Origin of the sequence: Caballeronia insecticola (genome assembly GCF_000402035.1) — a bacterium.
GTDB lineage: Bacteria > Pseudomonadota > Gammaproteobacteria > Burkholderiales > Burkholderiaceae > Caballeronia > Caballeronia insecticola.
Genome location: NC_021294.1, coordinates 271,353 through 285,362, shown reverse-complemented (window position 1 = coordinate 285,362; position 14,010 = coordinate 271,353). Strand labels below are relative to the sequence as shown.

Below are 14,010 nucleotides of genomic sequence, written 5' to 3'. Positions count from 1 at the left end.
ACTTCATGTTGGACCGCAACGGCGCCTTTGCCGTACGATCGGGGCGTTGAACTCGTTCGATGGAGTCGAACATGTTGTCAGAGGAAGAACTGTCCCTGCTCGACGCGATCCGCGAAACCGGCAGCCTGTCGCGCGCGGCGGCGCGGCTCGGCAAGGCGCCATCGACGGTCTCGCATGCGGCCCGGCAACTCGAAACGCGCTTCGACGCACTGCTCTTCGACCGGCGCCGCTATCGGCTGCAACTCACGCCGGCCGGTCATCTGCTCGCCGACGAAGCCGCACGGCTGATGCTCGACGTCTCGCGCCTCGCGCAACGCGTGAAGCAGATCGCGAGCGGCTGGGAGGACAGGCTGTGGATCGTCTGCGACGAAATCCTCGAATTCGAGACGCTCCTGCCAGTCGTGCAGACCTTCGATGCGCTCGGCTCCGGCGTCTCGCTACGCATCACGCACGAAGTGCTGAGCGGCACGTGGGAAGCGTTGCGCGACGGCCGCGCGGATCTCATCGTCGGCGCGACCAACGAGCCGCCCGCGATTCCCGGCCTGCGCTGGTTCGAACTCGGCGTGATGCAATGGGTGTTCGCGGTCTCGCCGCGTCATCCGCTCGCGAAGGAGAAGGGGCCGCTCAAGCGCGAGCAGATCGCCGCGCATCGCGCCGTGGTGGTGGCGGATTCGTCGCGTTCGGCGGGCCGCGCGTACGGTGTGCTCGGCGGCCAGGCGGCGCTGGCGGTGCCCAGCATGCGCGCGAAGATTCTCGCGCAGCGGCAAGGGCTCGGCACGGGCTGGGTGCCGCGTCGTCGCGTGGAGGCGTTGCTTGCGCGGGGCGATCTCGTCGAAAAAGACACCGCCGATCCACGCGAGCCGAACGTGCTGTATGTCGCGTGGCGCGGCGATCACGAAGGCCGCGCGCTGCAATGGTGGATCGAACAACTGCGACAGCCGCGCCTCGCGAAGCGTCTCGTCGATGGTCTGGACGCGTTTGCGTAAAAACTCGTTACACATTCGGCGCGCATCCCGCGACGGAAAATCGCGCGACGCCGCGTTCAAGTTTTCGTCGCAACCCTGAATCGACGAGACACGTCATGACAAATACACGCGCGGCCTTCGCCGCAGCCGTTCTCGCACCCGCATTGGTCCTTTCCTGCGCCGCGTTGCACAGCGCGCCTGCACAGGCGCAGGTTATTGTCGTCGCGCCGTCCGCGCCGCCGCCGCCGCGCGTCGAACCGCCGCCGCCCATGCGCGCGGGCTATGCGTGGGACCCGGGCCACTGGCGCTGGGACCATGGACGCTATGTCTGGGCGGCGGGCCACTGGCGGCCGGTGCGCGCGGGCTATCGCTGGGTGCCGGGACACTGGGCGCAGCGCGGCCCGAACTGGCGCTGGATCGAAGGGCACTGGGCGTGATGGCGTTCGGTCCACGCAGGAAACCCGCAACGCCGAACCGGAGTGGCTCATCATGCTGAAAACATTGCTCGCCGCGGCGCTCGTCGCCGGGACGCTCGCCGGGTGCGTCGTGTATCCCGCGCATCCGGCCTACTATCGCGGGCCGGTCGTCGTTTATTGAGAACGCGGACGAGCGAGGCGAGCCGCCCGCCTCGCGAGCAGTTCGACATGCGCAACGAACCCCGACATCACATTGAACGAAGAAGATCCGGATACCGCGCTCATTGCCCGCGTCGGCAATCGGGAACCGGGAGCCGTCCGCGAGATCGTCGCGCGCAAGCTTCCGCGCATCGTCGCGCTCGCGGCCCGCATGCTCGGCGACCGCGACGAGGCCGACGACGTGGCTCAGGAAGCCTTCATGCGCATCTGGAAAGTCGCGCCGGCGTGGCGGCCCGGCGCGGCGCGCTTCGACACGTGGCTGCATCGCGTGACGCTCAATCTCTGCTACGACCGCTTGCGGCGCCGTCGCGAGACGAGCGTGTCCGACGAACTTCCGGAGCAGGCCGATCTCGCCCCGCTTCCCGATGAACGTCTCGACACGGCGCACGCCAACGCGCGCATTCAGGCGGCGCTCGCGACGTTGCCGGCGCGCCAGCGCGAGGCGCTCGTGCTGCAGTACTACCAGGAACTGCCGAACGCGGAAGCCGCGACGCTGATGGGCGTGAGCGTCGAGGCGCTCGAAAGCCTGCTCGCCCGCGCGCGCCGCAATCTGAGAGCCGCGCTCGCGGAACCCGCAAGACCCGGCGGCGATGCCCCGAAGGACTTCCGATGACACCCGAACGATTTCGCCACATCACCGAGGCTTACGGCGCATCGCCGGAACGCTGGCCGGCGCAGGAGCGCGATGCGGCGCTCGCGCTCATCCATGCAGGCGATGCCCGGGCACTCGCCGCGCTCGCCGAAGCCCGCGCGCTCGACGGCATGCTCGACGCGCACGCCGTCGCGGCGCCGCGTCCGGAGTTCGCGCGCCGCATCGTCGATTCGGCGCCGCTGCCGACGTCATCGACATCGTCCAAGCGTCCGTTCTGGCGTCGGCCGCGCATCTGGTTTTCGGGCGCGGGCTTCGTCGGCGCGGGCGCGGCGGGCGTCGCGGCGGGCGCGCTGCTGGTTTCGCTGCTCGCGCCCGCGCCCGCCGATCATCCGCATGGCTGGCTCGAGCAGTCGTGGTCGAACACGGCTTTCGGCGGCGCCTCTTCCGACTGGAGCGATCAATGAGCCCCCGCACGTTGAAGACGGTCGCCGTGGTGTCGCTCGTGCTGAACGTGTTTCTGGCCGGGTCGATCGCGGGCGGCGCTTACTGGCTGTCCGGACCGCTCGCGCATAAGCGCACGGAAGCCGCGCAGCAACGCGGCATACGCTTCGCCGCGGCCGATCTTTCCGCGGCGCGTCAGCAGCAACTGCGCGACGCATTGCGCAAGACCCGGCGCGAAAGCCTGCCGCTGATTCGCGATGCGCGCGACGGGCGCATCGATCTGGCGCATGCGCTCGCGGCGCCGGACTTCGACCGGAAAGCGCTCGACGACGCCCTCTCCCGCACGCGCGAGGCGGACGTGGCGCTGCGGGCGCGCATCGAAGGCACGGTGGCGGATTTCGCGGCCACGCTCACGCCCGATGAACGACTGAAGCTCGTCGGCGCGATGGAGCGTTACGGTCCGTTGCGCGCCCTTCCGCCCGATGAACGGCTGCAGCCATCCCGGCCGTCGCCATGACGATTCCGCGCGACGGATTGCGCGTGCTCGCGCGTTTAACCCAAGGTCTGCTCGCCTTTAAATCGGCCATGCATTGCCCCTGGCTATGTATTTAAGTCAGGGTCGGCCGCATTGCGGTGTCGCGCGTCGCATGGCCGTTATATGTGAACAGACCCCAACATCGTCCGCTGCAACACGGAGCATGACATGGCCCAGGCGCCGCAACTTTCTCCCGCCGCCATCGCGGTGAACCGTTTCGGACTCGGCGCGCGTCCGGGCGAGCCGCTGCCCGACGATCCGCGCGGCTGGCTCGCCGCGCAGACCGATCCGCAACGCGGCGGCTATCAGGCGTTGCCGCCGGCCTTGAGCGGCCAGCCGTCGAGCGCCGCGCTCGCCGCGCAGTTCGCCGAACGTCAACGCGCACTGCGCGACGCGACCGACGCCGACAAGCCCGCCGTGCGCAAGCAATACGCCGAGCAGATTCGCGATGTCTACCGCAGCGCCGTCGATGCGCGCGTGACAAGCGCGCTGGTCACGCCTGCGCCTTTCATCGAACGGCTGGTGCATTTCTGGGCGAATCACTTCGCGGTGTCGATCGAGAAGCCGCCCGTCGCGATGCTGGCCGGCTCGTTCGAAAACGAGGCGATCCGCCCGCACGTGCTCGGGCGCTTCGAGGACATGCTGGTCGCCGCCGAACGGCATCCCGCGATGCAGATTTTTCTGGATCAGCCGCGCTCCGTCGGTCCGGACAGCCCGGCCGCCGAACGCGCCGCAATGCGCGATCCCCAAGCCAAGCGCGGCCTCAATGAAAACCTCGCGCGTGAAATCATGGAGCTTCATACGCTCGGCGTACGCAGCGGCTACACGCAAGCCGACGTGACCGAGTTTGCGCGCGCACTCACCGGCTGGAGTCTCGGCGCAATGACAGCGAACGCCACGAAAGATCCAACGCCGCCCGGCCAGTTCGTGTTTCGTCCGCGTCTGCACGAGCCGGGCACGCGAACCGTGATGGGCACGCAATACGCACAAGCGAACGAAGCGCAGCCGCTCGCCGTGCTGCACGATCTGGCGAACGCGCGCGCGACGGCGCATCACGTCGCGGAAAAGCTCGCGCGCCACTTCGTCGCGGATACGCCGCCGCCCGCGCTCGTCGAGCGGCTCGCCGACGTATTCAGCAATACTGGCGGCGATCTGCCGTCGGTGTATCGCGCGCTCGTCGATGCCCCCGACGCGTGGCCCGCTTCAAGGCCCACCGCGCCCGCCAAATTCAAGACGCCGTGGGACTGGACGATTTCGTCGCTGCGCGGGCTCGGCCGCACCGATCTGCAAGGCGTGCGCGCCGCGCCGCTGCTCACGCAACTGGGCCAGCAGGTCTGGCGTCCGGGCTCGCCCGCCGGATTCGACGATGTCGCCGCAAGCTGGGCCGCGCCCGATGCGCTCGTGCGCCGCGTCGAGCTGGCGCAGCGCTTCGCCGCGCGCACGGGCGACACGCTCGACGCCCGCGCGCTCGGCCCGCAACTGCTCGCGGGCTCGCTGTCGGATGCGACCGCGAGCGCCGTGGCACGCGCCGAAAGCGCACCGACCGCGCTCGCCCTGCTGCTCGTGTCGCCCGATTTTCTGAGGAGATGAACCCATGCTGACGCGTCGCCAATTCCTGTTGTGCGCGGGCGCAAGCGCCGGCGCGATGCTCGTCGCGCCGCAACTCGTGCTCGCATCCGCTGAAACGCAACGCCGCTTCGTGTTCGTGATCCAGCGCGGCGCGGCAGACGGCCTGAACATCGTCGTGCCTTACGCCGATCCCGCTTACGCGGCGCTGCGCGGGCCGCTCGCCATCGATGCCGCCACGGCCACGAAGCTGGACGGCACCTTCGCGCTGCATCCGTCGCTGAAAGCCACCGCGCAGATGTATGCCGACAAGCAGGCGTTGTTCGTGCACGCGGTGGCGTCGCCGTATCGCGAGCGTTCGCATTTCGACGGCCAGAACGTGCTCGAAACCGGCGGCGACGCGCCGTATCGGCTGAAGGATGGCTGGCTGAACCGCCTGCTCTCGATGCTGCCCGCACCGCGCACCGACGCCGTCGCGTTCGCGCCCACCGTGCCGCTCGCGCTGCGCGGGCGCGCGGACGTGACGTCGTATGCGCCGTCGTCGTTGCCGCAGGCGCCCGACGACCTGATCGCGCGCGTCTCGCAGCTCTACGCGGGCGATGCGCAACTGCATCCGCTGTGGGACGCCGCGATGCAGGCGCGCGGCCTCGCCGCCGACGCGGGCGCGCGTCAGGACCCGGCGAGCCTCGGCAAGCTCGCGGCGGGCTTTCTGAGCAAGCCGGACGGCCCGCGCATCGCGATGATCGAGACCGGCGGCTGGGACACGCACAGCGCGCAGAATCCGCGTCTCGCCGCGCAACTGAAGGCGCTCGACACGATGCTCGCCGCCCTGCGCGACGGGCTCGGCGAACACTGGGCGCAAACCACGGTGGTGGTCGCCACCGAGTTCGGCCGCACGGCGGCGGCGAACGGCACGGGCGGCACGGATCACGGCACGGGGTCGGCGGCGATGATCGTCGGCGGTTCGGTTGCGGGCGGACGCGTGCTCGCGGACTGGCCGGGACTCGCGAACGCATCGCTGTATCAGGCCCGCGATCTGCGGCCGACCACCGGGCTCGATGCCGTGATCGCGAGCGCAGCCGGCGAAACCTTCGGGCTGGACCCGCAGCGCGTCGGCGCGACGCTCTTTCCCGATGCGAGCAGCCAACGCAACCAACGCTTCGGACAACGAATTCTCAGAATTTGATGCGCGTGCGTCAGCCGTTCGACAACAAAGCGGCGACGTGCGCCGACCCGGTGCGCTCGGCGATATCCTTCGCGGTCATGCCGCGATCATCGCGCAGATCGCGCCGGGCGCCGCGCGCGAGCAGCATCGACGCCGTCTCCTGCTGATCGTAGCCCGCGGCCCACATGAGCGCGGTCAGATGATTGCGATACGCCGCGTTGACATCGACGCCCGCATCGAGCAGCCGTTTGACGATGGCCGTATGCCCGCGCCCGGCCGCATATTCCATCGCGGTCTTGCCGACGCGGTCGGTCGCGGCGACATCCGCGTGGTGCGCGAGCAGCAGCGCGGCGATTTCGTCGTTGCCGTCGAAGGCCGCGGCCATCAGCGGCGTGATGCCCTGTACGTCCGCCTGGCTCACGTTCGCGCCGCGCTCGATCAGCATGCGCGCCATCGGCGTCAGCCCCTTCTTGCAGGCGCTGATGAGCGGCGTGTCGCCGATGCGGTTGCGCGAATCGATCGACGCGCCTTCGTCGAGCAGACGCGTGACCGCCGCCTGATCGCCGTCGCGCGTGGCGCCGAGCAAGCGTTCGTTGAGCGCATAGGCGTCGGGTTCCGCGTGCGCGGTCATCGAAAAAAGCAGTGCGAGCAGGCCGCAGCGGAGAATTCTTGTCATCGTTATGAGCCGCCTTCGTGATGCGTCATTGCAGATTCGCGACGTAGTTCGCCAGATTCTCGATATCCTCGTCCGTCAGATTCTTCGACACGCTCGTCATGTTGCCCGCGTCGTTGGTGCGCTTGCGTGCCCGAAAATCCTGCAACTGTTTCACGATATACGCGTATTGCTGGCCCGCCACGCGCGGAATCTCGTTCTGGCCGGAGAAGCCGCCGAGATGGCACATCGTGCAGAGAATCTCCTCGGACTTTTTCTGGCCCGCCGCCACTTTCACCGGGTCCGCCTTGAAATCGGTGGCCGTGGGCTTCTGCGCGGCGAAGTAATCGGCGAGATCGTGCATGTCGTCGGGCGAGAGATTCGCGGCCATCGGCGACATGCGCGGATCGCTGCGACGGCCGGCCTTGAAGTCGCGCAACTGCAAGTAGATGTAGCGCGAGGTCTGACCCGCGAGCGACGGATAGTCGGCCGTAGTCGAGTTGCCCGTCAGGCCGTGGCACGCCGAGCACACGGCGGCCTTCGCGGCGCCTGCCTGCGCATCGGCGCGCGAGCGCAACGGCAGCGACAGCAACAGGCACACGACAATCCACAGCGCGTAGACGAGCCACACGCGCAGGCGTCGGGAAGGCGTCGTCATCGAGGCAATCAAGGCAGCGCGAACACGAGCAGGCTGTTGCCGCGCTTGAAGTCGAGCTGCGTATTCCCGCCCGCCGCCACCGCGATGTATTGCTTGCCGTTCACCATATACGACACCGCCGGCGCATTGACGCCCGCGCCGCACTGGAACTCCCAGAGCTTGCGGCCGTTCGCGGCATCGAAGGCGCGGAAGAGGCCGTTGCCTTCGCCGTTGAAGACGAGCCCGCCCGCCGTCGCGAGCACGCCGCCGATCAGCGGCTGATCCGTCTTGTAGCCCCACGCGATCTTTCCGGTATCGACATTCACCGCGACCAGCCGGCCCCATTGCTGCTCGGACGGAATCACCTTGAACGCGCCGCCGAGCCACAGCTTGCCGCCCGGATACGACGCATCCTCGACCTGATACGTCATTGGCTGATGCAGGTTCGCCGCGTAGGCCAGCCGCGTCTTCGGACTGAAGGCCATCGGCGACCATTCGACGCCGCCGTTCGCGCCCGGCAGCATCCGCGCGCCGTTCGCCGTCGGCAGCGTCCATACGCCTTCCTGCGGGATCATCGGCTCGGACACGCGAATCAGGTGGCCGTCGCGGCGATCGTGGACATAGACGAAGCCGGTCTTGCCGCCGTGGATCACGCCGGGAATCATCTGCCCGTTCTTGTCCTTCACGTCGATGAGAATCGGCGGGCTGACCGCGTCGAGATCCCACACGTCGTGCGCGATGTACTGCGAATGCCACTTGTACTTGCCGGAATCGAGATCGACGGCGACGAGCGAATCGGTATAAAGATTGTCGCCGGGGCGAATTGCGCCGTAGAGGTCCGGCGAAGGATTGCCGACCACGAAGAACACCGTGCGCGTGGCGCGATCGACGGCGGGCGCCATCCACACGCCGCCGCCGAGCGTCTTGTTGAACTCGCCGCCCTTCTCCGCGAGCGTCTGCTTCTCCGCCGCGATATCGCGCTTCATGTTGCGGCCGACGGCATCGTTCTCGGCCCACACGCCCTCGCTGCCGGTATCGGGAATCGTGTAGAACGTCCACAGCAACTGGCCCGAGTTCGCATCGAACGCCTTGACGAAGCCGCGTATGCCGTACTCGCCGCCGTTCGTGCCGATCAGCACTTTGTCGTCGATGACGACGGGCGCCATCGTCTCCGAATAGCCGAGTTCGGGATCGGCGATCTGCGTCGACCAGAGCACGCTGCCCGTTTTGGCGTCGAGCGCGACGAGCTTGGCGTCGAGCGTGCCCATGAAAAGGCGGTTGCCGGAGATTGCCACGCCGCGGTTGTTCGGGCCGCAGCAGAAGGTCGTGACCGGCCCCATCTTGTGCTTGTAATGCCAGAATTCGCGGCCCGTGACCGCGTCGATCGCGTAGACGTGGTTGTACGACGTAGTGAGGAACATGACGCCGTTCGAGACGATCGGCGCGGTTTCCATCGATTCCATCACCGCGGTCTGGAAGATGAAGGCAGGCTTCAGCTTCGCCACGTTCGATGTGTTGATCTGCGTGGCGGGCGCATAGCGCGTCTCGGCATACGAGCCGTTCGAGTGCAGCCACGAGGCGCTGTCGCCTGCGGCGGAGTCGAGTTGCTGCTGGGAGATCGGTCGCAGCGATGTCGGCACGGGCGATGCCTGAGTCGTGCTGGTGTTCTGGATTTCGTCGGCGGCTTCGACTCCGGGCGATGTCGCGATCCCGAAAGCGCCGAATGCAACAATGAAAGGAACGAGCGAAGTACGGGAAAAACCGGCCATGTCAGTCTCCCAAATCGTTCTTGTTGCTTCTTTATGTGCGCGGCGGAGCACGGTCTGCTCTCTTCTGCGTCCGCAAGAAGAATAGGCAATTCGGACGCGCAATTCCAGACATTATCGGAATGCTCCGTTCGCTATGCCTCGTAGCGCGCCCAGCCAAATTCGGCGCAGATGCGTCACGATTTTTAGTAGTATGGATTGGAGGCCGCTATCATGGCGCCGGTCAATTCACGAAGCGTCTTGCCGGATTGCCGGTTTATCGCTTATCGCTTATCACTTGGTTCTCCCGTTGCGCGCCCTGTCTGACCGTTTGCGCCGCGCCGATTCCACTTTCATCGAACGCATCATGCCAATCCCACCCAGCGGCCCGCCCAATCCGAATGCGCCGAATCCGCCGAATCCGCGTCAGTCGGTGGATATTGCCCGCATCCTGCTCATCATCACGATTCTCACGGCGCTGACCGTCGGCAGCCTCTATATCCTGCGCCCGTTCCTGCCGGGTCTGATCTGGGCGACGACGATCGTCGTGGCCACGTGGCCGCTGATGGTCGCCGTGCAGCGCCGCTGCGGCAACCGCCGCTGGATCGCGACGACCATCATGCTGCTCGGGCTGCTGGTCGTCATCGTGCTGCCGCTGTATCAGGCGATCTCCACACTCGCGCTGCACGGCGGCGAGATCATGGCGGCCATCAAGAGCCTGCCGAGCTATGCGCTGCCGCCGCCGCCCGACTGGGTCCACAACGTGCCGCTCGCCGGCCAGCGCGTCGCGAAGGAATGGCAGTCGCTCTCCGATGCCGGTCCCGGCGGCCTGCTCGCGAGGATCGAACCGTACGTGACGATCGCCGCGCGCTGGATGCTCTCGCATGCGGCCGTCGTCGGCGTGTTCGTGATGCATATGCTGATCACGGTCATCATCTCCGGCATTCTGTATATGAACGGCGAAGCGGCCGGACGGTTCGTGACGCGCTTCGCCATGCGCATCGCGGCGCAGCGCGGCGCCGAGGCCGTCAAGCTCGCCGGACTCGCGATTCGCGCGGTGGCGCTCGGCATTGTCGTGACGGCGGTCACGCAGTCGGCGCTCGGCGGCATCGGGCTCGCGCTGGCGGGCGTGCCGGCTGCGGGCGTTATCACGGCGGTCATGCTGATGTTCTGTCTCGCGCAGATCGGGCCGCTCCTGCCACTGCTCGGCGGCGTTGCGTGGCTGTTCTGGCACGACGCGCATGTCGCCTCGATCCTGCTGCTGATCTGGTCGATCATGATCGCCATGCTCGACAATTTCCTGCGACCGCTTCTCATTAAGCGCGGCGTCAATCTTTCGATGCTTCTGATTCTTTCCGGCGTGCTCGGCGGCATGTTCGCGTTCGGAATAGTCGGATTGTTTATCGGACCGGTAATCCTCGCGGTGACTTCAACCATTCTGAATGCGTGGATCAACGAGCAGCCGCCGCTGCCGCAAGTCGAAGCGGCGAGCAACCAGGAAATCGCCAATTCGGCCTCTGCGCGGGATCTCGCGGATGCGTCGAGAAGACAGTCGTGATTCGATTTTTATCGACACCTTTTCACGCACTCAAATAGCAATAAGACTCCGCTTAAAATCGAACATTCGGAGTCTTACGAAAATAAAACATCGGGTAGGTCAACATGGTGTTTCACGGGTTTTCCGAGGTTTCTATCCGCTACAATGCACTCCTTTGCATTTGCCTGATCAGGGCATAGGGGAATGACCATGTCTCTCCACGACGTGGACGTCATCGACTACATCGGCGTGAACGTACTGCAGAGTCGCGTATATCTCGGGCTCTTCGACGAACTCGACTGGCGCGACGAGCAGGCGCACCGGCTCGCGCTGACGAAGAAGATCGATCGCTATATCGGCTATATCCGTTCCGGCAAGTTGCTTTTGAACTATCCGAGAGTGCGCGGCTTCGAAATCGCGATCGAATACGTCTCGACACATCCGATGACATCCTCCGCGGTGGAGTTCTGGAAAACTCGCGAACGCGTGATCAACGATCTCGGATTCAAGGCGCATATTCGCGGCGTGGACGTGCGCCGCAGTCTCGGCATCCCGGTGGAAGAACTGCAGCAGGACCATTCGGATCCGGTCGAACCGCCCGCACTCGAAGTGCTCGACCCGGACCCGCTCACGCAGGTTGCCGGCGTCACGTATCTGCCGCCGCTGCCGCCCAGGCACCGCAAGCAGCCACTGCCCATCCTCAGGCGTCTGGCCATGCGTCACGCAGCGATGTAACACCCTTCGCGCCTGTACGGGAAACTAAAAAAGCGGCAAGGCTTAAACGCCTTGCCGCTTTTTTGCGCCCGCAGCGCCTCGCGCCCCCGATTATCTAGCGCCGCTCAACGCGGACGTCGCCACCGATGGCACCGAAATACCGTTGGTCTGCGCGTACTGCACCGCCTGCGTGAGCGTCTGCATCAGCGATTGCAACTGCCCCGGCGCCGACTGAGCGATATACGTCGCCGCCTGTGCCGTTCCCGGATTCGAGCCGGCCTGCAAGAGCGACGACATGTTCATCGAATTCTTGACCGAGCCGAGATCCGATTGCAGTCCCGCGTATTGTTTGACGCCCTGCCCCAGTGACGCGAGACCGTCGCTGAAAGTCTGCTTGCTTGCGGCCGTCGGCGGCGTGACCGAGCCGCGCGACATCGCTTGCAAGAGCGATTGCGACACGCTCTGCTGTGTACCGCCGAGCCGCGACAGCACGCTTGTGCTCGGCACGTTCCCGCCCGATGCGCCCGACAGCAATCCCGCCGCCGATTGCGCCTGACCGGCGACGCTCGACATGCCCATCGCCGAGGCGAGGCTCGATTGTCCGGCCAGCACTTGCTGATTCGCGCCGAGATAGTTCTGCACGAGCGAGCCCAGCGCCGACGGCTGCGCCGCGCCGTTCGCGTTGTTTTCGGGTTCCGACTTGCCGCTGCCGAAACCGAATTGCTGGAGATTGAGTTGTGCGTTCGATACGGCCGGTGCACTCAGCGCGAACGCGATGCCGGCCGACAGAAGCGCGAGCCGCGACGAGCGGTTCGGCATGATCGGTCCTCCTGTGAATTGTCCGATGAAGAATGAGCCCGTTCGACCATCGGTCATTTCAACGGTTCGCCGCGGGCGCGCCCGCGTTACATTTGCTTGCGAATTCCGTCAGGAGAATCACGCGCCGAGATCGGCGAGCGGATGCATTTCGCGGCGCCACGGCGACGAGAGAAAGTGCTGCACGCGCGCGGCCCGCACTTGCGCGAGCGTCGTCGGGGCGAAACGCGGGCGTTCATCCTTGTCGATGATCAGCGCCCGCACGCCTTCCACGAAATCGCCGTCGTCGATGGCGCGGTACACGATGCCCAGCTCCATGCGAAAGCAATCCGCGAGCGGCATCTGCCGGCCGCGCATGAGCGCGTGACAGGTGACTTCGAGCATCGTGGGCGAATGGCGCGCAAGCGTGGCGAGCGTGGCGCGCGCCCAGTCCGATTCGTCAGTGGCCAGCGTCGCGGCGATGCGTTCCACGCCGCCCGTCGCGCAGACGGCGAAATGCCGCCGGATCTGCGCGCGGATGTCGTCGAGCGGTGCGTGGCGTTCGAGGTTGGCGGGCGGCACGAACACGCGCTTCAACGCGCCCAGCGCGTCGTGCGATGCCTCGTCCCAGCGAACGGCTTCGAGACGCTCGACGAAGTGACTCAGCCACGACGACGGCACGCAGACATCGGCGAGCCCGACGCGTGCCGCATCCGCGCCGCTCAGCCGCGCGCCCGTCAGGCCGACGTACAGCGCGAGATCGCGCGGCAGCACGCGCAGAAAGTGCGTCGCGCCGACATCGGGCAGCAAGCCGATGCGCGTTTCCGGCATCGCCATGCGCGTGCGCTCGGTCGCGATGCGCAGCGCGGCGCCTTGCGCGAGGCCCATGCCGCCGCCCATCACGATGCCGTCCATCAGCGCGACCACCGGTTTGGGGAAGCGATGCACGGTGTAATCGAGCCGATATTCGTCGATGAAGAATTTCAGCCACGGCGTCTCGTGGCGCGGATCGTTGCGCGCCTCGTGATAAAGCTTGCGCACGTCGCCGCCCGCGCAGAAGGCCTTGTCGCCCGCGCCGCGCAACACGATGGCGGCGATCGAATCGTCATCGGCACATTGCGCGAAGATATCGGCGAGAAGCGCGATCATGCCGTGCGACAGCGCGTTCAGCGCATGCGGCCGGTCGAGCGTGACGATCGCCACGCGATTGACGATCTCGAAGCCGACTTCCGGCGCCTCGCGCAACAGGCCCTGCGTGCTCATGACGCACTCCAGCGCGGCGCGCGCTTCTCCAGGAACGCGGCGACGCCTTCGCGCTGATTCGCGCCGTCGAAGAGATCGACGAAGCGTTCGCGCTCGAGCGCCAGCGCCGCGCGGCGGGGCGTGCCTTCGCGCGCGGCGTGAATCAGCGGTTTCGAGTACGCGACGGCGTCCGGGCTCATCGCCGCGACGCGTTGCGCGATCTTGAGCGCCGCTTCATACGCGCCGCCGCTCGGCACAACCTCCTCGACCAGTCCGATCCGCAGCGCGGTAGCCGCATCGACACGCTCGCCCGTCAGGATGATGCGCTTCGCCCAGCCTTCGCCGACGAGCCACGGCAGCGTCTGCGTGCCGCAGCCGCTCGGCAGAAGTCCGACCGACGCTTCCGGCAGCGCCATCTGCGCATGCTCCTCGGCGATGCGCATGTCGCAGGCGAGCGCGCATTCGAGGCCGCCGCCCATCGCGTAGCCGTTGATCGCCGCGATGGTCACGGCGCGCGCATGCTGCAATGCCTCGAACGCCGCGCCGAAACGTTGCGCCGCGACCCGCGCGTGGGCACGGTCACCGTCGGCGAACTGGTTGAGATCCGCGCCCGCGCTGAAGAACTTCGGACCCGCGCCCGTAACGACGATCGCGCGCACGTGCGCATCGCGGTTCAGGCTGTCGATGGCCGCCTCCAGCGCCGCCAGTCCTTCGACGGTGAACGCGTTGGCCGGCGGGCGGTTAAGGCGAATCGTGACGGTCGCGCCGTCGCGCATGAGTTCGATCATC

Annotated in this window: 15 protein-coding genes; 9 read left to right on the top strand and 6 right to left on the bottom strand. The window is 66.7% G+C overall.

Annotated elements, in window-relative coordinates; genetic code table 11:
* The first annotated feature begins 71 nt into the window (after window positions 1-71).
* The 7 genes from BRPE64_RS15420 to BRPE64_RS15390 all read left to right on the top strand — a co-directional run bounded on the left by BRPE64_RS15420 (window position 72) and on the right by BRPE64_RS15390 (window position 5,920).
* Window positions 72-986 carry a LysR family transcriptional regulator gene (locus tag BRPE64_RS15420; RefSeq protein ID WP_044042676.1) on the top strand — a complete coding sequence of 305 codons (915 nt, stop codon included), beginning with the start codon at window positions 72-74 and terminating at the stop codon, window positions 984-986.
* A 95-nt stretch (window positions 987-1,081) separates the two neighbouring features.
* Window positions 1,082-1,402 (top strand): YXWGXW repeat-containing protein, encoded by a 321-nt coding sequence (locus BRPE64_RS15415; protein WP_016354379.1) that lies wholly within the window; start codon window positions 1,082-1,084, stop codon window positions 1,400-1,402.
* 232 nt (window positions 1,403-1,634) lie between these two features.
* Complete coding sequence (locus BRPE64_RS15410) at window positions 1,635-2,213, top strand: RNA polymerase sigma factor (protein ID WP_016354378.1); 579 nt, start codon at window positions 1,635-1,637, stop codon at window positions 2,211-2,213.
* On the top strand, window positions 2,210-2,656 hold the full coding sequence (locus tag BRPE64_RS15405; RefSeq protein WP_016354377.1) for a hypothetical protein: 447 nt from the start codon (window positions 2,210-2,212) through the stop codon (window positions 2,654-2,656). Before BRPE64_RS15410 ends, BRPE64_RS15405 begins: the two co-directional genes overlap by 4 nt.
* On the top strand, window positions 2,653-3,150 hold the full coding sequence (locus BRPE64_RS15400) for a periplasmic heavy metal sensor (protein WP_016354376.1): 498 nt from the start codon (window positions 2,653-2,655) through the stop codon (window positions 3,148-3,150). Before BRPE64_RS15405 ends, BRPE64_RS15400 begins: the two co-directional genes overlap by 4 nt.
* 186 nt (window positions 3,151-3,336) lie before the next feature.
* Entirely contained in the window at window positions 3,337-4,758 is a 1,422-nt protein-coding gene (locus BRPE64_RS15395; RefSeq protein WP_016354375.1) for a DUF1800 domain-containing protein, read from the top strand.
* A gap of 4 nt (window positions 4,759-4,762) precedes the next feature.
* A complete protein-coding gene (locus BRPE64_RS15390) occupies window positions 4,763-5,920 on the top strand; it encodes a DUF1501 domain-containing protein (RefSeq protein WP_016354374.1) in 1,158 nt (385 codons plus the stop codon).
* A 10-nt stretch (window positions 5,921-5,930) separates the two neighbouring features.
* Here the strand turns inward: BRPE64_RS15390 and BRPE64_RS15385 are convergent, their stop codons facing one another.
* Genes BRPE64_RS15385 through BRPE64_RS15375 form a run of 3 tightly spaced genes read right to left on the bottom strand, consistent with a single transcriptional unit; the run spans window position 5,931 to window position 8,957 of the window.
* Window positions 5,931-6,575 carry an ankyrin repeat domain-containing protein gene (locus tag BRPE64_RS15385; protein ID WP_016354373.1) on the bottom strand — a complete coding sequence of 215 codons (645 nt, stop codon included), beginning with the start codon at window positions 6,573-6,575 and terminating at the stop codon, window positions 5,931-5,933.
* 25 nt (window positions 6,576-6,600) lie between these two features.
* Window positions 6,601-7,209 carry a c-type cytochrome gene (locus BRPE64_RS15380; protein WP_016354372.1) on the bottom strand — a complete coding sequence of 203 codons (609 nt, stop codon included), beginning with the start codon at window positions 7,207-7,209 and terminating at the stop codon, window positions 6,601-6,603.
* A gap of 8 nt (window positions 7,210-7,217) precedes the next feature.
* The gene (locus BRPE64_RS15375) at window positions 7,218-8,957 is read right to left on the bottom strand and encodes a pyrroloquinoline quinone-dependent dehydrogenase (RefSeq protein ID WP_016354371.1); all 1,740 of its coding nucleotides are present in this window, start codon (window positions 8,955-8,957) and stop codon (window positions 7,218-7,220) included.
* Between the two features lie 343 nt (window positions 8,958-9,300).
* Here BRPE64_RS15375 and ydiK point away from each other — a divergent pair, with 343 nt between their 5' ends.
* Both ydiK and BRPE64_RS15365 read left to right on the top strand, forming a co-directional pair.
* Window positions 9,301-10,491: an AI-2E family transporter YdiK gene (gene ydiK, locus BRPE64_RS15370; RefSeq protein WP_084675783.1), complete on the top strand. Its 1,191-nt coding sequence runs from the start codon at window positions 9,301-9,303 to the stop codon at window positions 10,489-10,491.
* Window positions 10,492-10,680: 189 nt separating this feature from the next.
* On the top strand, window positions 10,681-11,205 hold the full coding sequence (locus BRPE64_RS15365; RefSeq protein WP_044042673.1) for a DUF6572 domain-containing protein: 525 nt from the start codon (window positions 10,681-10,683) through the stop codon (window positions 11,203-11,205).
* Between the two features lie 90 nt (window positions 11,206-11,295).
* Here BRPE64_RS15365 and BRPE64_RS15360 read toward each other — a convergent pair whose 3' ends face one another.
* The 3 genes from BRPE64_RS15360 to BRPE64_RS15350 all read right to left on the bottom strand — a co-directional run bounded on the left by BRPE64_RS15360 (window position 11,296) and on the right by BRPE64_RS15350 (window position 14,009).
* Entirely contained in the window at window positions 11,296-12,003 is a 708-nt protein-coding gene (locus BRPE64_RS15360; RefSeq protein ID WP_044042274.1) for a hypothetical protein, read from the bottom strand.
* A gap of 117 nt (window positions 12,004-12,120) precedes the next feature.
* Window positions 12,121-13,242 carry an enoyl-CoA hydratase/isomerase family protein gene (locus BRPE64_RS15355; protein WP_016354367.1) on the bottom strand — a complete coding sequence of 374 codons (1,122 nt, stop codon included), beginning with the start codon at window positions 13,240-13,242 and terminating at the stop codon, window positions 12,121-12,123.
* Window positions 13,239-14,009, bottom strand: a complete 771-nt coding sequence (locus tag BRPE64_RS15350) for an enoyl-CoA hydratase (protein WP_016354366.1) — start codon at window positions 14,007-14,009, stop codon at window positions 13,239-13,241. The genes BRPE64_RS15355 and BRPE64_RS15350 overlap by 4 nt, the downstream gene beginning before the upstream one ends.
* Window position 14,010 lies beyond the last annotated feature (1 nt).